Below are 22,427 nucleotides of genomic sequence, written 5' to 3' on the forward strand. Positions count from 1 at the left end.
TGCCGATGATCGAGACACAGCATGCCGACCTCATCGTCATCGGCGCAGGACCCGGAGGGTATGCGGCAGCGTTCCGTGCCGCCGACCTCGGCCGATCGGTCGTTCTGGTCGACGGCAGGAGCACGCTCGGCGGCGTATGCCTCAACGAAGGCTGCATTCCCTCGAAAGCCCTGCTGCACGCCGCGCGCGTCATTCACGAAGCGAGCCATATCGGCGCTTGGGGCATCTCGTTCGGCCATCCGAAGACGGACATAGACGCGCTGCGAGCGCGAAAGGACGCGATCGTTTCGCAACTCACCGACGGACTGGGCCAACTCGCCAGGCGCCGCAAGGTCCGGGTCGTCACCGGGCGCGCGGCGTTCGTCCGCGATGACGAGCTGGCCGTAACGATCGCGGACGGCGGGATCGAGCGCTGGACATTCGGCCAGGCGATCATCGCCGCGGGATCCTCGTCCATGCAACTGCCGGGCTGGCCGCAAGACAGCCGCATATGGGATTCGACTGCGGCGCTCGAACTCCGCTTCGTGCCACGCCGCCTGGCAATCGTCGGCGGCGGCATCATCGGGCTCGAGATGGCGACGATCTATTCGGCTCTCGGATCCTCCGTCACCGTGATCGAGTTGGCCGGCCAGGTCGCGCCGGGCGCGGAAGCCGACGCGGCCGACCTGATCAACGCGTCGCTCGAAGCCAGGAGCTGCATCGTCCACACCGGCACGCGGGTCATCAGTATCAAGGCCAGCGCGAAGAGCGTCAGGCTCTCTTGCGAAGGCGGTTACGCAGGCACTGTCGAAGCGGACGCCGTGATTCAGGCCGTCGGCCGGCGAGCGAGCACCGCGGCGATCGCCGCCGTAAAGGCCGGTATTGAGGTAAGGCCTGATGGAGCGGTTATTGTCGATGCGCTGTGCCGCACGAACCGCTACAACATCTTTGCCGTAGGCGACATAACCGGCGGGCCTATGCTGGCGCATCGCGCGACGCATCAGGGCAAGGTCGCCGCCGAGGTGGCCTGCGGCCACGCCAGTGCCTTCGACACGGCCTTCGTTCCCTTTGTCGCTTACACCAATCCCGAACTGGCCTGGGTCGGCCCGACCACGGCACAGCTGAAGGCAGCCGGCGTCGCCCACAAGGTCGCCAGGTTCCCATGGGCGGCCAGCGGCAGGAACCTCGCGTCCGGTGGCGGTGACGGCCTGACCATGATCGCCTACGCACCGGAAAGCGGCCGCGTCCTCGGCGCCACAATCGTCGGCCCGGGCGCCGGCGAACTGCTGGCGGAGGTCGGGCTCGCCCTGGAAATGGGCGCAACGCTTACCGACCTCGCGCTGACGGTGCACGCCCACCCCACCCTGTCCGAAACGGTGGCGTTCGCGACCGAAAGAGCCCTGGGAAGGTTGGCTGAACTATGATGCCGAGGGTCCGATCAAGCAGGCTATGCGTTTACAGAAAATCCTCAATGACCTAAGTCTCACGAGTGACTGAACTTACACACATCGACTGCATCAGGGTTTTTGGCACAGGTCTCAGAAATTTAAAAGCTACTGAAATCGAAACTTGAAACAATGGCGCAACTTATATCAACTATTAGAAATTTTACGACGCGTATTAGTTTGCTACTTTTACGAAGGGCTCCACGATGGCTCCAGGTTTCATTTCTCATTTTAGTTTTTGTCTATCTCCTTGTTAATGTCTACCTGCTCCATTGAGCAGGACGGAGGATGGGTATCGATGCTTCTTGATCGACTTGAAGGCCATTTGCTCAGTCCTCGGGCATGCGCTTCAGATTGCGCAGTTTCCAGCTTGCGGCAGGCAGTTTTTCCGCACCGTCGATGTCGAGCATTGCGTCGTCATCGACGGCAGCCAGACCACGAGGCGATCGTTTCCTGCGATGCGACAAGCCGATTGCAGGACCGCTCGCGGCGCTGGTTGAAGCCGATCGCAATGCGGAAAAGTCGATATTTGAACAATCATATCGAGCAGGACCATCGGCGCATCAAGCGCCGCGTGCGACCGATGCTCGGCTTCAAATCTCCAGCGACCGCCAACATCATCCTGTCCGGCATCGAAATGGTCCACATGATGCGCAAACGACAGGCAAGGTACGCCTTCACTCCAGATCCGTCGCTGGCCGAGCAGTTCGACATCCTCGCCGCATAATCAAGGCTATTTTCCCATGATTCGGCCCTTAAGCCATGCCCGCGAAAGTTTGCAACACAACCAGAAACAGCAGATGCAGTGGAGCAGGATTGGCGCGCATCTTCTGCTGCAAACCCGCACGCAGACCCTAGACGGTTCCCTCCGCTCGACCTTCCGCCAATGGTATCCCGGCATGGCCAACGACAATCACGAGCACAGAGAAACCGGCACCGCATGACCGCCCCACAAATCCTCATGCTCACCAATTTCGGAGCGATAATTCCTTCTTCAACAGCGGCGTGAACCTCCAGTTCCCTGATGAAGGTCATCAAGGAGCGGGAAGCCCATCTGTCGAAGGCCACGAATTTTCGCGCTCCGGAGCTGGCACTTGAACTGAAGCCCGGCACCGGCAAGACTGAGACCAGGCTCGCACTCAATACCCATCAGCGCTTCGAGCGACTGCTGGTGGTGGTGCCGACGGACGCCATACGCGAGCAGATCGCCAGAACAAGAGGAACACCACCACCGTTACATCGCATTGGTCACTTGTCCGAGCAGCCATGCGGTAAGATCCTGCACCAGCGGATTCGTCTTTTTTGATTCCGGCACGACGACGTAGTAGCTGTTCTCGGTCATCATTGGCAGGTCGAGGATCACGGCGAGTTCACCGGACATCAGCTCGCGCTCGATCAGATAACGCGGCAGAAGCGCGTAGCCCATCCCGCCTATCACGGCTTCTATGATCATCGAAAACTGATCGAAACGGTGTCCCCGGCAAGCCAATTCCGCCGGCAGGCCGGCCCGTTCGAACCACTGCGACCATAGCTTGGGGCGCGTGGCCAGATGGAGCAAGGATTCACCAAGAAGGTCAGCCGGGACCTTCTTCGCCGCAGAAGGCGACAGCGCCGCGCTTGCTACCGGTACGATAGATTCGCTGCACAGATAAGTGCAGGTGCCGCGCGCCCAGACCGGCTGCCCATAGTGGATTGCGAGGTCGAAATTCTCCTCCTCGAAATCGAACGGCGCCGATCTGGAACCGACATTCAGGATCGTCCCCGGGTGTTGGCTGAGGAAATCAGGCAGGCGCGGGCTGAGCCAGCGGCTGCCGAATGTCGGCAAGGTTGCGATGCTGAGACCTACTCTGGCCTCCGCCGAGGACATTGCCCGCAGCATCGTCTCTTCGGTCTGCTGCAAAAGTTTTCGCGCCTCCGGCAAAAAGCGCTGCCCATCCTCGGAAAGCACCACCCGTTGGCGGATCCGCTCAAACAGCAGCGCGCCGAGATGGTTCTCGAGATCCTTGACTTGCCGGCTGACCGCGCTCTGCGTCAGGTTCAATTCACCCGCTGCACGCGTGAAGCTGGCGTGCCGCGCGGCACACTCAAATGCCTGGATCGCCACCAGATCCGGTATCAGTCGTCTGTTGAGTGTCATGCGTAACTCGCATCAACCTAGTCGAAACTGTCGCAATCTTTGCAGCATGAAATCCAGTATCAGCTTTTTCAGGAATGATCTGCCCTTTTTTGAGCGAGGTCGCGCGTCATGGACAGCCGTGGGTTTGTTACACCCGATCACATCCGTTCAGCCTTTTCGGCGGCGATGTCGGCCATGTACAGGACCGAGGTCCCCGCCTACGGCACGCTGATGGACCTGGTCGCCTCGGTCAATGACGAGACCCTGAGGTCTGATCCCGAGCTTCGGCAGCGCCTGGAAGCGATGGACTCACTCGACCGAATTTCGGAGGAACGGCATGGCGCGATCCGGCTCGGAACGCCGGCCGAACTCTCGATGATGCGGCGCGTGTTCGCCGTGATGGGCATGGTCCCGGTAGGGTACTATGACCTGAGCCCGGCTGGTGTGCCGGTTCACTCCACCGCCTTCCGCCCCGTCGGAGCCGAGGCGCTGAGCCGCAATCCGTTCCGCGTCTTCACTTCGCTGCTCAGGATCGACCTCATCGACGACGAGACCTTGCGTGCCGAGGCCGAGCGCATCCTGTCCGAGCGCAGGATTTTCACGGGTGGAGCGTTGGCGCTCACCGAGAAGGCCGAACGGCAAGCTGGCCTGCACGAAGACGATGCGGATCGTTTTGTCGCCGAAATACTCGAAACTTTCCGGTGGCACGATCAGGCCTGCGTCAGTCTTGACATGTACAACAGCCTGCATCAGGCGCATCGCTTGATCGCGGATGTGGTCTCGTTCAGAGGTCCGCACATCAATCATCTCACGCCGCGCACGCTCGATATCGATGCCGTTCAGGTTGGCATGCCGGCGCATGGCATAGCGCCGAAGGCAATCGTGGAGGGCCCTCCACCTCGGCTTTGCCCGATCCTGCTCAGGCAGACTTCGTTCAAGGCACTGGATGAGGTGGTGTCGTTCAACGCAGGGGACGGCGCCTGGGTGGCAGGCTCGCATACCGCGCGCTTCGGCGAGATCGAGCAGCGCGGCATAGCGCTGACACCCAAGGGGCGCGCCCTTTACGACAGTCTGCTGGAGGCCACGCGCGCAATCATCCGACCGGCTGCCGACGGGTCGAACGCGGCCGACTACGCACAAACACTTTCACGGACATTCGAGGCGTTCCCCGATACATGGGAAGGCATCCGGGCCGCGAATCTGGGATACTTCAGATACTCCCTGACGGAGCGCGGGCGGCATACCGGCAGTGTCATGGCTGACGACTTCGAGCACCTTGTCGCAGAAGGTTTCTTCCGTTTCGACCCAATCGTCTACGAGGATTTCCTGCCTGTCAGCGCCGCCGGCATCTTCCAGTCGAATCTTGGCGACGGGGCAACCCAGGAATTTGTCGCCAGTCCCAACCAGAAGCGCTTTGAAAGCGATCTCGGTGTTGGCGTGCTGAACGAGTTCGAGCACTACGCCGCCATCGAACAGGCGTCGATCGAGACCTGTCGCCAAGCGCTCGGCGGCCTCCGGGCTGCGGAATAGGCGCCCTGGATGATCGACGAAAGACACAAATCCGCATTGGTGGAGATCCTTGGCGAAAATGGCGTCATCATGGATCGGGCCGCCATGGCAGCCTACGAGATCGGTGCGCGCCACGATCACGGTCATGCGGCGCTGGTGCTGCGCCCTGGCACTACGGCGGAAATGTCCGCCTGCGTTGCCTATTGCGTCCGGCAGCGTATCGCGCTCGTGCCGCAATCGGGCAACACAGGGCTGGTCTCGGGCTCGACACCGGATGCCAGCGGATCGCAGATCGTGCTCAGCTTGGATCGAATGACGCGCCGTTTCGATCTCGACATCGACAATCGATCGTTGCGCGTCGATACCGGAATTTTGCTGTCCGAGGTCAATGCCCGGCTTGAGCCGAGTGGGCTTTTCTTTCCGGTCGACCTTGGCGCTGATCCGCGCCTCGGGGGCATGCTGGCGACCAATACCGGCGGCACGCGCTTTCTCCGGTATGGCGATGTGCGTAAGAACACGCTTGGCGTGAAGGTCGTTCTGGCCGACGAGACCGGTACGGTTGTCGATCTAATGTCTGGATTACGCAAAAACAACACCGGCGTCGACTGGAAGCAGCTTTTCGTCGGCACGGCTGGCGCCTTCGGCATCGTCACAGAATGCGAACTTAATCTCGAGCGACTGCCAAAACAGGTCGCGACAACCTATCTGGTGCCGAGCGGCAGTGTCGCTGTCATGCCCCTGCTGCGGACGATCGAGGAGCGCCTCGGATCGTATCTTTCCGCCTTCGAAGGCATGTCGAAAAACGCGATTGGCGCTGCTCTCGCCCATGTTGCGTCGCTGCGAAATCCGTTCCAGAACGGTCAAATTCCCGACTATGTGATCCTGGCCGAGATTTCCCGAAGCTGGGCGCCGCGCGACGGCGAGCAGCCGATCGACGCGGTCCTGGAAAGCGTGCTTGCCGATATCCTGCAAGGCGACGATGCGCTGTTGGCCGACGCCTTCGTTGGTCCCGCGCATGAGATGTGGGCGCTACGGCACGCGCTGTCGGAAGGCGTGAAGCATGCCGGTCGGCTGGTGGCTTTCGATCTGTCGTTCCGCAGAGCCGACGTTCTGGCCTTCTGTGAGTGGATGAAGGCCGAGCTGCCTCGGCAATTTGCCGGTGTCGACATCTTCGACTTTGGCCATATCGGCGATGGCGGCGTGCATTTCAATCTGGTGGCTAGCGATGCAAGTCAGGTCGATGCCGCCTTCGAACAGCGGCTGCGTGACTGGGTCTATTCGGTCGCTGTCGACCGGTTCGGCGGCAGTTTCAGTGCCGAGCACGGCGTCGGCCGCAAGAACCAGGCCTATTACGATCGCTATACCCCACAAAAGAGCAGGGACCTTGCCGCGGGCCTGAAGCGACTGACGTCGCCAGGCAGCCTCGGCTCGGTCTGTTTTGGATAATCAGGAACAGGAGTTCGTCGGATGAACATTACAGTTAAGTCGGTGGATGTAGCCAAGGAAACGGCCGAGCTTCTGGCGAAACTGGGTGTGGCCAAGGACGCACTTGTTGGCGGCGACCTGATCGTGCGCAGTCCGGTGACGGGTGAGCAGATCGCGGCGCTGAAGACGATCTCGCCGGCCGACGCGGCCAAGACCATCGATGCCGCGCACAAAGCGTTCCACGCGTGGCGGATGGTGCCGGGCCCGCGGCGCGGCGAGCTGGTGCGGCTGCTCGGTGAGGAGCTGCGCATGCACAAGGCCGAGCTTGGCCGGCTGGTCTCGATCGAGGTCGGCAAGATCCCGTCCGAGGGGCTTGGCGAAGTGCAGGAGATGATCGACATCTGCGATTTCGCCGTCGGTCTGTCCCGGCAATTGTACGGCCTGACCATCGCCACCGAGCGCCCGGGCCATCGCATGATGGAAACCTGGCATCCGCTCGGCGTCGTCGGCGTCATTTCCGCCTTCAACTTCCCGGTCGCGGTGTGGTCGTGGAACGCAGCCTTGGCACTGGTTTGCGGCGACGCGGTGGTGTGGAAGCCGTCGGAGAAGACGCCGCTGACGGCGCTCGCCTGCGAAGCGATTTTTGCACGCGCGGTAAAGCGTTTTGGCACCGACGCGCCGCAGGGCTTGGCACCGGTGCTAATTGGTGACCGCGCCGTCGGCGAGATACTGGTCGATCATCCCAAGGTGCCGCTGGTATCGGCCACCGGCTCGACGCGCATGGGCCGCGACGTTGGCCCGCGGCTGGCCAAGCGCTTTGCCCGCGCGGTGCTCGAACTCGGCGGCAACAATGCCGGCATCGTCTGCCCGACCGCCGATCTCGACATGGCGCTGCGCGCGATTGCCTTCGGCGCGATGGGCACGGCGGGACAGCGCTGCACGACGCTGCGGCGCCTGTTCGTGCATGACAGCGTCTATGACGCCCTGGTTCCACGTCTAAAGAAGGCTTACGAAAGTGTGACGGTCGGCAATCCCCTGGAGACCTCTTCACTGGTCGGGCCGCTGATCGACAAGGCTGCCTTCGACGCCATGCAGAAGGCGCTGAAGGAGGCAGGTTCACATGGCGGCAAGGTGACCGGCGGCGCCCGGGTCGAGAACGGCCATCCGGATGCCTATTACGTGCATCCGGCGCTGGTCGAAATGCCGAAACAGGTTTCGCCGGTGACGGAAGAGACCTTCGCGCCGATCCTCTATGTGATGAAATATTCGGATTTCGACGCCGTGCTCGACGAGCACAATGCGGTCGGCGCCGGCCTGTCGTCGTCCATCTTCACCCGCGACCTGCAGGAATCCGAGCGCTTCCTCGGCGTCGACGGCTCGGATTGCGGCATCACCAATGTCAACATCGGCACCTCCGGTGCCGAGATCGGCGGCGCTTTCGGCGGCGAAAAGGAAACCGGCGGCGGCCGCGAGAGTGGCTCCGACGCATGGAAGGCCTATATGCGCCGCGCCACCAACACGGTGAATTATTCCAAGGCGCTGCCGCTGGCCCAAGGCGTCTCGTTCGACATCGACTGAGGATCAACCAATGACCGTCAGCACAAGGATCGATCAGGCCGGCTTCGTGCCTGCCTCGCGTCTATCGACGATCGGCGTTTCGCCGATCCTGAAGATCGGCGCCCGCGCTCAGGCCTTAAAGCGCGACGGAGCGCCGATGATCATCCTGGGAGCGGGTGAGCCGGATTTCGACACGCCCGACAATGTGAAGCAGGCGGCCTGCAGTGCCATCCAACGCGGCGACACCAAATACACCGTGCTCGATGGCACGCCGGAACTCAAGCGGGCGATCCGGGAAAAATTCCGCCGTGAGAACGGCCTCGACTATGCGGTAGACGAGATCACGGTGGCTGCCGGTGCCAAGCCGATACTGTTCAATGCGATGATGGCGACGGTGAACTGCAGCGATGAGGTCATCATCCCGACGCCGGCATGGACTTCCTATGCCGATATCGTCGCCATCGCCGAGGGCAGCCCCGTCTTCGTCCCTTGTGAAGCGGAGGCTGGGTTCAGGCTGACGGCAAGTCAGCTCGAGGCAGCGATTACGCCGAGGACAAAATGGCTGCTCCTGAATTCACCCTCCAATCCGTCCGGCGCCGCCTACAGCGAGGCCGACTATCGACCTCTGATCGAGGTGCTCCTGCGGCATCCGCATGTCAGCCTACTGGTGGACGATATGTACGAGCATATCATCTATGACGGTTTTCGTTTCGTCACCCCGGTGGCGCTGGAACCGCGCCTGAAGGCGCGGTCGCTGACCGTAAACGGCGTTTCGAAGGCCTATGCCATGACCGGATGGCGGATCGGCTACGCCGGCGGGTCGCGAGAGCTGGTCAAGGCGATGGCGGTGGTGCAGAGCCAGTCGACCTCCTGCCCGTCATCTGTCAGCCAGGCTGCCGCTGCCGAGGCCCTGTCCGGCCCTTAGCACTTCCTGAAGGAAAGAACCGAGAGTTTTCGTCGCCGCCGCGATCTCACTGTTGACGGATTGAACGCGATCGAAGGCATCGACTGTCGCAATCCGGAGGGGGCCTTCTACACCTTTGCCAGTTGTGCAGACCTGATCGGCAAATCGACGCCAGCCCGCAAGTGGATCGAAACTGACAATGATTTCTGCAACTACCTGCTCGAGGAGGCCAGTGTCGCGGTTGTCCCAGGCGCTGCTTTCGGCCTATCACCTTTCTTCCGCATTTCCTATGCGACATCCGAAGCCGAGTTGAGAGAAGAAATCCTGCGCATCTCCGCAGCATGCGCGCGACTCGCCTAGGCGACCAATCTTAAAAAATGCACTCGGAACCGTTCGATGCTGAATGACCCCCGCTCTCACGGCCTTTGGGAGGCGACCGCGCCGCAGGCTCCTATAACGGCTGCACTCGACCGGCAAATTTCCGCCGATGTGGTTGTCGTCGGTGGTGGGTATACCGGCATGTCATGCGCGCTGCACTTGGCAGAAGCCGGACGCCAGGTCGTCCTGCTGGAAGGCCGCGAGATCGGTTTCGGCGGCGCCGGGCGTAATGTCGGGTTGATCAATGCCGGCCTATGGCTGATGCCGGACGACCTTACCGCCAAGCTCGGGTCCATTCACGGCGAGCGGCTGCTGAGGCTGCTCGGTGAGGGTCCGGCAATGGTCATGGACCTCATCGATAGACATCGCATCGACTGTGAATTGGAACGAAACGGCACGCTCCACTGCGCGGTAGGCCAAGCCGGGTTTGATGGAGATTCGGGAGCGCGAGGCACAGTGGCAAAGAAGAGGCGCGCCGGTGGAGGTACTCGACGCCGACGAAACGAAAAAGAGGCTAGGCACCCGGGCCTATGCGGCTTCACTGCTCGATCGACGTGCCGGTACACTCCAGCCGCTCGCATACGCGCGTGGCCTCGCCCAGGCCTGCCTCCGCGCCGGGGCGATAATCTGCACCTCCAGTCCAGTTGTGGCAGCTGGCAAAAAGAACGGTCGATGGACGTTGCGTACCACGAATGGCGCGGTCGAGGCCAAATGGGTGGTGGTCGCCACTGACGCCTACAGCACCGGACCATGGACAAGCGTCCGCAACGAACAGGTACATCTACCTTACTTCAACCTGGCGACCAAGCCGCTCGGGGCCGAGCTGTTACAGTCCATCCTGCCAGGACGAGAAGGCACGTGGGACACCAAAACGATCCTCTCTTCGTTCCGGCTGGATAAAGCGGGGCGGCTGGTGTTCGGCAGCGTCGGCGCGCTACGCAACACGGGCACTGCCATCCACAAGGCTTGGGCGCGCCGTGCCCTGTCGAAACTCTATCCGCAGCTTCGCGATGCGGAGTTCGAGGATGAGTGGTACGGACAGATCGGCATGACCACGGATGCAATGCCGAGATCCCACAAGCACGCCCAAAACGTCATCGGTTTCTCAGGCTACAACGGCCGCGGCATTTCGCCCGGCACGGTGTTCGGTCGAGAGCTGGCACTTCTGATCCTTGGCGAAAAGACCGAGACTGAACTGGCCTTGCCGCAATCTGAACTGCAAGAAATCTCCTCACTTGGCCTCAGGGAAGCGTATTACGAGGTCGGCGCGCAAATCGCCCATCTGACGTCGGCATGGCATTAAAGTACCGGTTCTTGTGGCAAGGGGCCCATGCCCCGCACAGGCATTGAACGTCTCAATTGGCCGAAGAACGAACCCGCGACGTGGGATGGGCGTGCGCGATAAGATCACGAACTGATCGTTGTTCGCAGTGTGCGTCGTTCGGCCGAGGCAGAGCATATGGGGCTTCTTGCTGGCGGCTATTGCTAATACCAAGAGTCATTGGGTTTGACCGACATGGGCCCATTCTCGCATTCCGATGGATGTGATTGTTTCGGGAGCGGCGAGCAGTTTGTGCCAAGCATCGCACGCGGCGTCGATAATTGCCTCGTAGCTGTCGAAGACGCGGTTTGAGAGCCAGTTCTGCCGCATGTACTGCCAGACATTCTCAACCGGGTTTAATTCGGGCGCACGCGGGGGCAGGAAGATCGGCGTGATGTTGCGCGGCATGTTGAGGTTGGCGGTGGTGTGCCATCCGGCGCGATCCATGATGAGCACGGCATGCGCGCCCTTTTCGACATGGCGGCTGATCTCGTCGATATGGAGTTGCATGGCCTCGGTGTCGGCAAATGGCAGCGCGAGAGCTGCGCCGGTGCCCCGAGCCGGGCAGATGGCGCCGAACAGATATGCGCTCTTGTATCGCTGGTCGGCTGGCTGTCGCGGCCGCGTGCCACGCCTGGCCCACTGCCTTGTGATGCCGTTCTTCTGACCTATCCTGGCTTCATCCTGGAACCAGAGTTCCACCTTCGTACGCGGCGGCAGGTCGCAAAGATGAGCCTTCAGCGTGCGCTGCCAATTTTTTTGAACGCTTCGATGATATGGGCGTCCTGCGCCGGGTGGTGCGGCCGTGCGCTCATATGCGAGAAGCCGAGCTTGTGCAGCAGCTTCCCGACATAGCGGGTATCGTAATCGATGCCGAAACGCTCCTTGATGACGCGCTTGAGGTCGATGCGCCGCCAGCGCACGACGCCGTCGACGGCGCGATCCGACCCCCTCTCCACGATTGCCGCCAGTTCAGCATTCTGTTCAGGCGACAGCCGGCACGGCGGGCCTGACGACCAGTGGTCGACAAGGCCATCGGGGCCGGCCGCGTTGAACCGGTGCACCCAGTCCCGCAGCGTCTGGCGGTCCATGCCGCCAATCCGCCCCGCATCCGCCCGGCTCATCCCGTCCAGTACCGCAGCGATCGACAACAGCCGGCTGCTCTGCCGCACATCCTTCGACCCACGCGCCAGGCGACGCAGTTCCGTCGCCGAATAGTCCGTTCGTAACCTCACCGCTGATCCCATGGCCGAATCTCCTTCGGCAACACGGAATCACGCTTCGGAGATGCTCCAAAATCACAAAAGAGTCAGCACCCGAGACCGTTGGTATAAGTGTCATTCCTGATGCGTTGGAACTGACGTCAGTTCAGGTCTCGGCCGTGCTATATGTATTTGATGGCTATTGGTTCGATGTTGCGCCCGCGCTGCCTGCCGGAAAGGCGCTTTCCATTCTATGCGTATCTGCCGGGCAAGCAACCGCATCCCGTGCGCGATCCCGCAGGACACAGCTACCACAGCGAAGCCGTGCCGGTCCCTGCAAAAGCGTCGCTTGAGTCAGACATGTTCCTATGGGGTCTCGACCTGTTCAATCACGGCTATTACTGGGAAGCCCATGAGGCTTGGGAAGGTCTTTGGCAGGTCGCGGATCGAGGCGATCCGCTCCGGATGCTCTTCAAGGGATTGATCCTGTTATCGGCGGCCGGCGTGAAGATCCGGGAGGGCAAGCATGCCGCGGCGGTGCGTCATGCCGGGCGTGCCGCTGGACTCCTTCACCTGCTGATGGACACGACGGATCAAACCTTCGCGCGCGCGCTCGGCATGTTGCCCGCAGCGCTTGCCGAACAAGCCAGAGCCGCGGCAGGCATACCCGCAAACCTGCAGGCGACTGCGCTCGGTCAGCCTCAACCCGTGTTTGATTTCATTCTCGGCCAAGGTTCGACAGACGACCTGTCAGAACGTGCCTCCACGTGGTGACCTGACGAATAGAAAAGGCCGGACTGTTAAGCCCGGCCAAGTATGAAGGTTCAAAACCTCCAGAGGGGAACGCGTCGGACGCGATGGGAGGAGGCATCCGATGCGATGTGCATATGGGTCAGCTACGGTGACGTTTCAACGACACGGCGGTGGACCACCGTGGCCGCGCTGTAGAGCCAAGCAAGCAATAAGCTCGGGCGTACCGGCCTGCCCAGTCTCGCCGGATCGCCATCAGCATCCTATAATCCATCCCATATCCAAAAGGCGGGAAGATATCCCGCCTTTTATTGCCAAACAAACTGATTTCACATGATCGTTTGAAGACTTGCAGCAATCCGCTGCCCCGGCCCTCGGATCTATCATCCTTCGTGCGCTCTTGGCGCAGCCGCCAGTACATCCGTGACTACGAGAAAATTAGCCTGCTTTGCTCAGATTGCCGGCAGAGGACTTGCCGGTGCGGCGGTCCTGCTCGATCTCAAAATTGATCTTCTGGCCATCGACGAGGGTGCCGAGACCCGCGCGCTCCACAGCGGAGATGTGGACGAAAACGTCCTGACCACCATTGTCGGGCTGAATGAATCCAAAACCCTTGGTGCTATTGAACCACTTCACGGTTCCAGTCGCCATATGCGTATTCCTTATGTCAGTTGCTCAGTCGGGCTGCGAAGCCAAACCAGTTCATATCAAAATTTTGGAGAAAGACACAGCAAGGACGATGTATCTGTACCGGGCTGTAGGTCTCGGGCAGCAGATTCCGCCTGGCTTCGGCCGCCCGCGCCGCGTGAAGGTCGAGAGCCTTGCCGGAACCTAGGCTTCGGAAGACATTGCCTGGACGCCCGGTACATTCGTCAGGCCGATCTTCTCAGCGACATGCTCATCGCTCACTTTGGGATTTCTAGGTGGCGCATGTCTGAAAGCGGTCATCAGTGATGCCAAGAGAGGCTTCTCGCAGCGACGATTGAATGCGCGGCCAAGCGAGTCCGGTGGGCGACTGTCGACTTCGCCCTTCGCGTCAAGAAAAGCAGTAAGCAGCTGCGTTACGAGCCACTGTGGACTTATTTATTCAGCCTACCCGCCGCAAATCCTGCTGTCGCGCCCTGGCTGCTATGAGCAAGCAGGTTTCGTCGCTAAGTCCGGTCTGGAAACGGCGCACCAGGTCAGAGGCAACATTCTCAGCTTCTGGTGATCCCGGCTGGATATCTCTCTCTTGGCAAAGCTGGTCGAAAACCGATTTCAGGCTTTCCAAGTCACTTGGATAGAGGGCTGGGTCAAGGTTGAGACGATCAATCATCTGGGCCTCCCGTGGGCTGAGATCTTGAACGACACAAAGGGGGGCGGAAAGACCGCCGACAGGACAACATGACTCCGCTGAAAGCGCTTGTCATCTAGAAAGCTGCGTATAGCTAGTACCCGTCCACGCCTCCTGCGCCGCTGAACTCTGGAGCATCATCAAGGCGGACTGGGGCTTGATGCGGGGCATGTTTTGCGCCAACGCGGAGCTGCGATTCAACTTCGACAAGACCGTGTTCGACGACATGTTGCGGGTCATCAAGGAAACCCGGAACGAGCTCTTCCATAGCAAACCCATCAAGGACCGTAAGAAGGTCGTCGAGGCTTGTGAGCGCATGCGCTTCAGTTCCATCTCGGCGACTATGACGCCGAACTAGGCGCCGCCCAATGCTTGCAGATTTCGCCGACAGTCAACCGCGCGCAGCGACACGTCATCCCAGCTCGATAGATTTTTCTCTCACGACATGGTGTGTGACGACCCGGAGCCGAAGGTCGTCACGAGGATCGTCGAACGCAAATCCGATGTCCCCCGTTCGCTGTTCGACTGCATGCCGGAACCCGTGGCGACGGAGGTCTGGGAGACTCAGCGGGACGTTGCGCTGTATCTCGAGCGGCTAGCGGTGGCGGGTCAGGATTGCCGGACCCGCCTCGCTAAAGTCAGGAAGCTGCTGGCTGACCGCTAAGGTCGTCAGGCGGCGCTCCTGTTCGGCGGCGAGGAGGGCCGCCAGGTCGGCGAGTGCGGCATCGGTCACGTGCCGGACCAGAAGCTCGGTCGCCAGCGGCTCGGCAAGAACGGTCTCTCTGGTCTGTCCGGGAATCCGGAAAGGCGTGCCTGAACTGAAAACTTGGTCGTCGAGGATCTTTCTCGATCCGGACGAACGGACCGCGCCAAGCATGCTTTCGACCATGAACGCGGTCGCTTCCCCAGCGAGCTGGCGGAGTCCGTGATGCTCGGCATCTTCCTGACCGAAGCGCTCGACCATCTCGCCGGACAGCGCGGTTACGGGCTTCTCGCCATTCATGATGCGGCGCCGCATCTCCGAGAGGATCTGCGATTCCTCGGCGAGGGCCAGGAGCGCATTCCCATTCTTTAACTTCGCAGCCCTGCTGCGGATTCGTTTCGGCCATTCGGTTGACATGTCGCTTGCCTATCTGACATCACAGCAGTGATGTCTCTTATTGGAATGGGCAGCGACATACGATACCCGGGGTGACGTGTAAACAGTCCTCTCTGTTAGACATGTCTCTGAGCGCATTGCCCTTCCTGGTCGCCGCCCCAGTGTCGGATACCGAACGACTGCTTCTGCGCTTCTTCCTCGGGCGCCCCTTCCAAGACCCAGCCCTCTGAGAGTTTGCCGCGTACCGCGAAACCCGGGACCCGTTGCTCTTTGGCCCGTCATCACCGATGTACCATCTCACGGCGTTAGGCCACTTCTTCGGACTCGGCCGCTCCCCAGTTATCGGGATCGCGGTTATGCCGAGGCCGCCGTGCGCGGTAGGAACTGGCTTATGCAGCATTGAGATATTGTCCTCTCGTGCAGTTCGCGGGCGCGCTGGACCATCTGCGCCGTCGGCTGGATGCGCCAACCGGCATGTTCGTGTCCGACGCGTTCTGCGAGATACTCGTCGACGTCGGCGATCTGCATAGCGTCGACTTTCGTCAGCAGCCTCCATGCCCGGAACCGAAGCCTGTCGACACGCAGCTCGTCGTCGTCCGAAAGCTGCGTCGTCCGATGCGCGGCGTTGTCATTGGCATGGCGACCCCACAATGCCAGGCGGCGCGCCGCAGCCACGTCGTCTCAAGCAGCAATTCCACGCCCGCTCCGAACACTAGCCACAGATGCTCGGCACGAGGCAGGAAAGCCGGGAAGCCCCGGTCCCTGCGGTCGACCTCGGCCTCAGTTGGGAAGCCGCGCAGCCTGTCGAGCTTGTCAGCAGAGATCACGTGGGCACCGCGTGTCTCCGGATCGAATCCGTACTGGCACGACATCTGTCTCGTGCCGCCGATCTCGCCGGTTATGCGATGGGAATCCCATTCCGACTTCTTCAGGATGTCGCGGGACGCTGCAAAGGCGGCAGAACTCGCAGTCAAACAGGCGACTTCAACCCTCAAGCCTTGAACTGAGGGACCGGCCGCTCTCGGGTTGAGCTGCTGTCGCGTTGGGCGACTGGAAGGAGGCGCAAAGCTGTCATGCGCGGCTTCACCTGCGATTGTTTGCTTCGAGCCAAAAGGGGCGAACACCTGTGGTCCTGAAAGGAGCCGGACCAAGGCCCACCAGTTGCGTTGTCCGGACGAACGGGCGCAGTCCGGCCTCAAACGAACGACCAGCGCGGCTCAACGAAACGTGAAGCACGAGCAGCTGCCTCACCACGCAATAGCGTGCTGTCCCGGCAGCAAGGATCACAATTCCTGCAGCGGTCGACAACTGTCGAACTGACCAAGGCGGTTCGAATTTCAGGGATTTATGCTGCTGAAGAACTAAGCGGCGACAATAGCGAGAATTTACTTTCAAATTCTGGCCGCAAAGTTCTATCGTAAATGAAAAAGGGGATAGGGCATGGAAACGAGTTCAGACACTGGCGATGCCGCCGGTATATCAGCCGCGCCCGTAATAGAAGTCGTGGCGGACATCGCCGCCAGCTTTACATATGCGTCCTTCCAAAATGCTATTCCGGTGATCCGGTCTATCGCGCTCAACAACCCGACCCAGCAGGGTTTCGAAAAATGCACTCTCGACCTGACATCGAACCCACCATTTTTGCGCGCCAAGAGTTGGACGATTGATCGGATTGTTGCCGGCGACCGGCTTCCCTTAAGCGACCGAAAAATCGATCTCGACGCCAGCTATCTGGCCGGTCTCAATGAGGCTGAGCGCGGGGAGATAACGCTGCGGCTCACCTCAGGAGGCGCAGTGCTGGCCGAGCAGCGTATTGCTGTGCGCCTGCTTGCTCGCGACGAATGGGGTGGCGTCATCGATATGGCGCAATTGCTACCTGCATTCGTCATGCCGAACGACCCGGCGATCGCAGGATTGCTACGTTCCGCAGCGGAGCGGCTCGCAGCGCATGGTCATGCCTCCAGCCTCGATGGCTATCAAAGCGGCAATCCGCAACGCGCATTCATGCTGGCGGCCGCAATTTATTCGGCCGTTGCCGGTCTATCCCTGCATTATGCAGAGCCTCCTGCAAGCTTCGAAAGCCGAGGCCAAAAAATTCGACGTCCCTCAACAATTACGGCGGAGAGGCTGGCTACCTGTCTCGATGCCAGTCTGTTGTTCGCCTCTGCCCTGGAGGCGACGGGCCTGCATGCAGTCGTCCTTATGTTCCAGGGCCACGCTGCCGTCGGCGCCTGGATAACACAAAAGACGCTCGCCAACGCCATCGAGACCGATGCCATGGAGATACGCAAGGCGCTGGCATCGCGCGAACTGATCGTGTTTGAGACGACCGGTGTAACGCATCGGCCGGCGATGACGCTGGAGGCTGCGCAACGAGCAATCGAACAACGGCTCGACGAAACGCAGGTAGGCACCTTTGTCGCCGCCATCGATATCCGCCGCTCGCGTAGCGGCGGCATTACTCCGCTTGCCTCGCACGAACCGATGCGTCGCAGCGTGGATACCGAAGTGGCAACCGAAATCGCGCTGCAGCTGCCAGCGGCACCGGCCGTGACAGCCCTGCCTGCCGACATCGTCGAGGTGAAGCCGACGACAGCTGCCGGGCGGATCGACCGCTGGCAGAAAAAGCTCCTTGATTTGACACTGCGGAACCGCCTGCTCAATTTTCCGGACTCCAAGAAGACAATTCCGTTTCTTTGTACCGACGTCGGCTATCTAGAGGATCGCCTGATGGCAGGCGCTTCGATCAGGCTCATATCGCTGCCCGAACAGAATCCATTGGGCGAGCGTGATGCTGCCCTCTATCGCGAAGTCCATGGACGTGACCTGCAGCGCGGTTTTGCAGCAGAAGCGCTCCTGCGCGACGAGCTCCCATCGACGCTCGATGGACACCAATTGGAATCCCGACTGATCGATCTTTACCGCCAAGTTCGCAACGACTTTGCCGAGGGCGGCGCGAATACGCTTTTCCTGGCGGTCGGCTTCCTGCGCTGGAAGAAAAAGCCGGAGGACGAGCGCAGCTATCGCGCGCCATTGTTGCTCGTGCCGGTCAAAATCGAGCGCCGCAGCGCAACATCGCGTTTTACCTTGCGCTTTCATGAAGATGAGCCGCGGTTCAACGCAACCTTGTTGCAGTTTCTTGAGCGCGACTTCGAGCTCAAACTGCCTCAGTTCTCCGGGGAGCTGCCCGAAGACGAAAGCGGCGTTGATGTGCCCCGTCTGCTAAGTCTTATGCGTCAGGCAGTGCGCGACGTCCCCGGTATGGAGGTAGTGGACGAGACGGCGCTCTCAACCTTCTCCTTCGCCAAATTCCTGATGTGGAAAGATCTGGTCGAGCGTACCGATGCTCTGCGCGAAAACCGCGTAGTACGCCACCTGATCGATACGCCGGAGATAGCGTTCGAGGGCAGTGGCGCATCATTCCGGGACGAGCGCGAACTCGACCGGCACTATGCCCCGTCCGATATCGTTTCGCTGCTGCCGGCCGACTCTTCACAGACCGCGGCAAGCCTTGCCGCCGCTGAGGGCCGCGACTTTGTCATCATCGGTCCTCCCGGCACTGGCAAGAGCCAGACCATCGCCAACATGATTGCCAACTGTCTTTCAGTTGGCAAAACTGTGCTGTTTGTGGCCGAGAAGACGGCGGCGCTCGATGTGGTGTATCGCCGCCTGCGCGAACATGGCCTGGGCGCGCATTGTCTCGAACTCCATTCCAGTAAGGCGGACCGACGCAACTTTCTCAACCAGCTCAGGATCAGCTGGGAAAGCGGCGTGCGCGTGGACGCCGCGGAGTGGATTGCGATCAATGAGCGGCTTCGCGTCCGTCGCGACGAACTGAATACCTATGTCGAAGCGCTGCATCGGCGCCATATCAATGGTCTCACGCCCTATCTGGCGCTTGGCATCGCTCTCAAGAACAAGCAACGGCATGCTCCGGGATTGTCGTGGCCTTCGCGCGATGGCCATGACGAGGCAAGCCGGCTGGCGCTGGAGCGTATTGCCGCCGAAACAGGTCTCGCATTTCAGTCAGTGGAGATGCGACCGGTCTTGCGTCTCATAGATGTCACCGAGTGGACGTCGGGCTTGCAGGATAACTTGCTCGAAGGGGCAAAGACCCTCAAGAGTGCGTCCGAGGTTCTAGCCACCGCACTCGACGCCTTCCTGGTGAGCATCGGCCTGCGCGCCAAAGGCGATGCGTCAACAGCAGAGCTCGAAGCGCTGCGAAAACTAGCAGGGGCACTCCAGGACAGTGCCGGCTATGACCTCAGCATTGTCTTTGATCGAGATTTCGCCCAGTTGCGGGGAGCCCTCGCGAGTCTCGATGATGCAATCAGGGACTATCGCAAGTCTCGCAAGGACCTGTCGGCACACTATGACGAGGCTGCTGTTGCGCGCATACGAATAGAGAACATAGAGCAGCAATGGCAACAGGCTGCTTCTGCCTTTTGGCCAAACAGTCAGTTGGGCAAACGCAAAGTCCAGAAGCTGCTTCAAGGCTATGTCACAGAGGGCGGGGCCGATCCTCAGCGGGACTTGCCACTGCTGCGCGTGATGCAGGACAGCCGCGCCACTGTCGAAGCCAACATCCTATCTGGCAAGCCGGTCGGATTTGCTGCACTTAATACCGACACCCGTAGTATCGATCAGATACTCTCGATCGCCGAAAGGCTTCGACAGACGCTACGCCTGCCCGGCCTCGGCACGGAGGATCTCAGAGCGCTCCTCCAAGCAACCGCCCCGAGCCTGCGAAGCGGTGCAGCAGATAGTACGATGCGCCATGGGGCAGCTCGCTTCCTTGCGGCTGCTACAGCATTCGAGGCTGCGAGGACCCAATTTGCGATCCCTGCTGGAAAGACGCCTTCGTGGGCAGGACATGATAACCCGCTGACCGAAATGACGACCGCGATGGGAGATTTGCTCAATGCCCGTCATCTTCTGCGGGACTGGACTTCGTGGTGCGGCATACGTCGCAGAGCTGTCAGTCAGAATCTGGGAGCGTTGGTCGACGATATCGAGGCGGGTCTAGTGCGACCAACCGAAGCTCAATCCGCGTTCCGCCTAGGCTACGTGCGCTGGTGGCTGCCGGCCACGCTGGATGCCGATCCGGTGCTGCGAGAGTTCCGGCGCTTCCAGCACGAGCATGCCATCGACGATTTCCGGGAAATCGACGATCTTGTCCGTGCTCAAGCAAGCCTTCGCGTCATCAGCGCCATCGCTCATGGTTTGCCGGCTGTGCAAAGCGTCCCTCGCAATTCCGAGTTGGGCCTGTTGCGCCATCAGATGGAATTGCAGCGGCCCAGCAGGTCAATCCGCGAGATGATCGGTGCTATGCCGTCGAGCTTTGCCAAGCTCGCGCCCTGCATGCTGATGTCGCCTCTTTCAATCGCTCAATACCTACCTCCCGACCAGGCGTTGTTCGACGTAGTCATTTTCGACGAAGCATCGCAGATCACCACCTGGGACGCCGTCGGTGCCATCGCGCGGGCCCATCAAACCATAATCGTAGGCGATCCCAAGCAGTTGCCGCCCACCAATTTCTTTGGCCGCAACGAGGAGAACGAGGAAGTCGTCGAGCACGAAAAGGATCTTGAGAGCATTCTCGACGAAGCCAAAGCGGCCGGCATCCCGGTGCGTGATCTGCGCTGGCATTACCGCAGCCGCAGTGAGTCGCTGATCGCCTTCTCCAACCATCACTACTATCAGAATAGGCTCATCACCTTCCCTTCCCCAACGGTGGAAGATCGGGCAGTGCAGCTGCGAAAAATCACGACCGGCATCTACGACCGAGGAAAAAGTCGCACCAACCGCATCGAAGCCCAGGCGGTCACCGACGAGGCGGTCAGCAGGATGCGGCGTTGGCTGGCCCTTCCGGAAAAGGACCGACCCACGCTCGGAGTCATCACCTTCAACGCGCAACAGCAGTCGCTCATCCTCGACTTTTTCGACAAGGCGCGACAGATGGAGCCGGAGCTTGAATGGTTCTTTGCCGACGATCGTATTGAACCCGCCATCGTCAAGAACCTGGAAAATGTCCAGGGCGACGAGCGTGACATAATCCTGTTTTCGATCACTTTCTCGCAAGATAACGCGGGCAAGCGCTCCATGGATTTCGGCGCGCTAAATCGGGACGGCGGCGAACGCCGGCTGAACGTCGCGGTGACGCGTGCGCGGCAGGAATTGATAGTATTTTCAGGTTTTACCGCCGACCAGATCGACCCCAACCGGACAAAGGCAATCGGTGTACAGCATCTCAAAACCTTCCTCGATTTTGCCGAGCGCGGCGCCGTGGCATTGCCAGCGCAGGAACGCGGACCGGTCGGGGCTTTGGAATCCCCTTTCGAGGAGGCTGTAGCCGCCGAGCTTGAGAAGCGCGGATGGACCATCGTTCCACAAGTTGGCATTTCTGGCTTTCGAGTGGATATAGGGATCCGGCATCCCGATCTTGCCGGAGCCTATCTGGCTGGGGTCGAGTGTGACGGCGCTGCCTATCACAGTTCTGCCACGGCGCGAGATCGAGACAAGGTCCGAGAGCAGGTCCTGCGAGGCCTCGGGTGGAACATTGTCCGGGTATGGTCAACCGATTGGTGGTTTGATCTCGAAGGTTGCACCGAGAGGCTTCATGCCAGCCTGGCCGCGCTGCTCGAGGAAAGCCGTCGCAAGCAAGCTGAACAACAGGAAGGTGAAGCGGTGATCCAATGGGACATGGGACATAAGGTCGACCCCATAGACCCATTGCCAGCCGAAGAGTTTGCATCGATCGGCGAACCTGCAAGCTTGTCGATAAAATCAGAGCCAGAGCTTGTCGCCGCTCCCGTCGCGACGGTAGAGCACCCATCAGCATCTGGAGCAATTTTGCCTGCTGCCGCGAATTCGACGCATGATTCCATACCGACGGACGACCGTTATCGCCTCACAGACCTATCAGCATTCGCTACCAGCCCGGATCATTTTTACGACTTCGCCTACCGAGGCACTTTGCGGACCATGGTCGACGCAGTGATCGAACAGGAAGGCCCGCTGCGAGAAGACGTCCTTGCGCAGCGCATCGCACGGGCGCATGGCTGGCTCAGAACGGGCAACAAGATTCGGGAGCGGATCGACCTGCATCTGCGCGATTTTGATAGAACTGAAGAATCCAGCGGCAGCTTCCTATGGAAGAAGGGGACGGTGGTCGATCTGTTTGATTATCGCATGCCGTTTGACGCCTATGCCCGCCGGTCCATTGCCGACATTCCAATGGCCGAGCTAGCCGCTGTCGTCGTCGCGAACAAAGACATTCTGGAACAGTCGGATCCCGCTCTCGACCTTGCACGTATGCTCGGCGTCGAGCGACTTGCGGCGATATCACGCTCCCGGCTGGATGAGGCCATCGATCGCGCCCGGCACTACCTGGCACAGACATAGTCTCG

Annotated in this window: 14 protein-coding genes and 4 pseudogenes; 12 read left to right on the top strand and 6 right to left on the bottom strand. The window is 60.5% G+C overall.

Annotated features, from left to right (window positions below; translation table 11 throughout):
• The first annotated feature begins 5 nt into the window (after positions 1-5).
• The 4 genes and pseudogenes from lpdA to ACFSOZ_RS03630 all read left to right on the top strand — a co-directional run bounded on the left by lpdA (position 6) and on the right by ACFSOZ_RS03630 (position 2,730).
• Positions 6-1,403, top strand: coding sequence for a dihydrolipoyl dehydrogenase (gene lpdA / locus ACFSOZ_RS03615; protein WP_378922628.1), 1,398 nt, complete (start codon positions 6-8; stop codon positions 1,401-1,403).
• Between the two features lie 424 nt (positions 1,404-1,827).
• Positions 1,828-2,151: pseudogene (locus ACFSOZ_RS03620) on the top strand (DDE-type integrase/transposase/recombinase); the annotation flags it as partial.
• Positions 2,152-2,212: 61 nt separating this feature from the next.
• Positions 2,213-2,368: pseudogene (locus tag ACFSOZ_RS03625) on the top strand (ISKra4 family transposase); the annotation flags it as partial.
• Positions 2,369-2,448: 80 nt separating this feature from the next.
• Positions 2,449-2,730 carry a DEAD/DEAH box helicase family protein gene (locus ACFSOZ_RS03630; protein WP_095088783.1) on the top strand — a complete coding sequence of 94 codons (282 nt, stop codon included), beginning with the start codon at positions 2,449-2,451 and terminating at the stop codon, positions 2,728-2,730.
• Here ACFSOZ_RS03630 and ACFSOZ_RS03635 read toward each other — a convergent pair.
• Entirely contained in the window at positions 2,659-3,561 is a 903-nt protein-coding gene (locus tag ACFSOZ_RS03635) for a LysR family transcriptional regulator (RefSeq protein ID WP_095088785.1), read from the bottom strand. The genes ACFSOZ_RS03630 and ACFSOZ_RS03635 overlap by 72 nt on opposite strands.
• Before the next feature lie 108 nt (positions 3,562-3,669).
• Here ACFSOZ_RS03635 and hglS point away from each other — a divergent pair, with 108 nt between their 5' ends.
• From hglS to ACFSOZ_RS03660, 5 genes and pseudogenes are all read left to right on the top strand, one after another.
• The gene (hglS, locus tag ACFSOZ_RS03640; RefSeq protein ID WP_378922626.1) at positions 3,670-5,070 is read left to right on the top strand and encodes a 2-oxoadipate dioxygenase/decarboxylase HglS; all 1,401 of its coding nucleotides are present in this window, start codon (positions 3,670-3,672) and stop codon (positions 5,068-5,070) included.
• A gap of 9 nt (positions 5,071-5,079) precedes the next feature.
• The gene (locus ACFSOZ_RS03645) at positions 5,080-6,495 is read left to right on the top strand and encodes an FAD-binding oxidoreductase (protein ID WP_095088790.1); all 1,416 of its coding nucleotides are present in this window, start codon (positions 5,080-5,082) and stop codon (positions 6,493-6,495) included.
• A gap of 21 nt (positions 6,496-6,516) precedes the next feature.
• Positions 6,517-8,052 (top strand): L-piperidine-6-carboxylate dehydrogenase, encoded by a 1,536-nt coding sequence (gene amaB / locus ACFSOZ_RS03650; RefSeq protein ID WP_379093705.1) that lies wholly within the window; start codon positions 6,517-6,519, stop codon positions 8,050-8,052.
• A 10-nt stretch (positions 8,053-8,062) separates the two neighbouring features.
• A pseudogene (locus tag ACFSOZ_RS03655) lies at positions 8,063-9,295 on the top strand (pyridoxal phosphate-dependent aminotransferase).
• Positions 9,296-9,331: 36 nt separating this feature from the next.
• Positions 9,332-10,616: pseudogene (locus ACFSOZ_RS03660) on the top strand (NAD(P)/FAD-dependent oxidoreductase).
• A 195-nt stretch (positions 10,617-10,811) separates the two neighbouring features.
• On the opposite strand, the gene ACFSOZ_RS03665 reads toward ACFSOZ_RS03660, so the two are convergent.
• A protein-coding gene (locus tag ACFSOZ_RS03665) for an IS630 family transposase (protein WP_095081613.1) occupies positions 10,812-11,881 on the bottom strand; the annotation gives its coding sequence in 2 pieces (ribosomal slippage) (positions 10,812-11,395 and positions 11,395-11,881; 1,071 coding nt in all).
• 141 nt (positions 11,882-12,022) lie between these two features.
• Between ACFSOZ_RS03665 and ACFSOZ_RS03670 the strand changes: the two genes are divergently transcribed.
• Positions 12,023-12,610, top strand: a complete 588-nt coding sequence (locus ACFSOZ_RS03670; protein ID WP_378977019.1) for a DUF309 domain-containing protein — start codon at positions 12,023-12,025, stop codon at positions 12,608-12,610.
• A 414-nt stretch (positions 12,611-13,024) separates the two neighbouring features.
• Here the strand turns inward: ACFSOZ_RS03670 and ACFSOZ_RS03675 are convergent, their stop codons facing one another.
• Positions 13,025-13,237 carry a cold-shock protein gene (locus ACFSOZ_RS03675; RefSeq protein WP_095088798.1) on the bottom strand — a complete coding sequence of 71 codons (213 nt, stop codon included), beginning with the start codon at positions 13,235-13,237 and terminating at the stop codon, positions 13,025-13,027.
• 436 nt (positions 13,238-13,673) lie between these two features.
• Complete coding sequence (locus tag ACFSOZ_RS03680; protein WP_095088800.1) at positions 13,674-13,901, bottom strand: hypothetical protein; 228 nt, start codon at positions 13,899-13,901, stop codon at positions 13,674-13,676.
• Positions 13,902-14,079: 178 nt separating this feature from the next.
• On the opposite strand from ACFSOZ_RS03680, the gene ACFSOZ_RS03685 reads away from it, so the two are divergent.
• Complete coding sequence (locus tag ACFSOZ_RS03685) at positions 14,080-14,277, top strand: hypothetical protein (protein ID WP_378977017.1); 198 nt, start codon at positions 14,080-14,082, stop codon at positions 14,275-14,277.
• A 237-nt stretch (positions 14,278-14,514) separates the two neighbouring features.
• On the opposite strand, the gene ACFSOZ_RS03690 is transcribed toward ACFSOZ_RS03685, so the two are convergent.
• Positions 14,515-15,039, bottom strand: coding sequence for a hypothetical protein (locus ACFSOZ_RS03690; protein ID WP_095088806.1), 525 nt, complete (start codon positions 15,037-15,039; stop codon positions 14,515-14,517).
• Between the two features lie 333 nt (positions 15,040-15,372).
• Positions 15,373-15,693, bottom strand: coding sequence for a hypothetical protein (locus ACFSOZ_RS03695; protein WP_095088810.1), 321 nt, complete (start codon positions 15,691-15,693; stop codon positions 15,373-15,375).
• A 765-nt stretch (positions 15,694-16,458) separates the two neighbouring features.
• On the opposite strand from ACFSOZ_RS03695, the gene ACFSOZ_RS03700 reads away from it, so the two are divergent.
• On the top strand, positions 16,459-22,422 hold the full coding sequence (locus ACFSOZ_RS03700; protein ID WP_378922621.1) for a DUF3320 domain-containing protein: 5,964 nt from the start codon (positions 16,459-16,461) through the stop codon (positions 22,420-22,422).
• Positions 22,423-22,427 lie beyond the last annotated feature (5 nt).

It is taken from the genome of Mesorhizobium newzealandense, assembly GCF_042682145.1.
GTDB classification, from domain to species: domain Bacteria; phylum Pseudomonadota; class Alphaproteobacteria; order Rhizobiales; family Rhizobiaceae; genus Mesorhizobium; species Mesorhizobium newzealandense.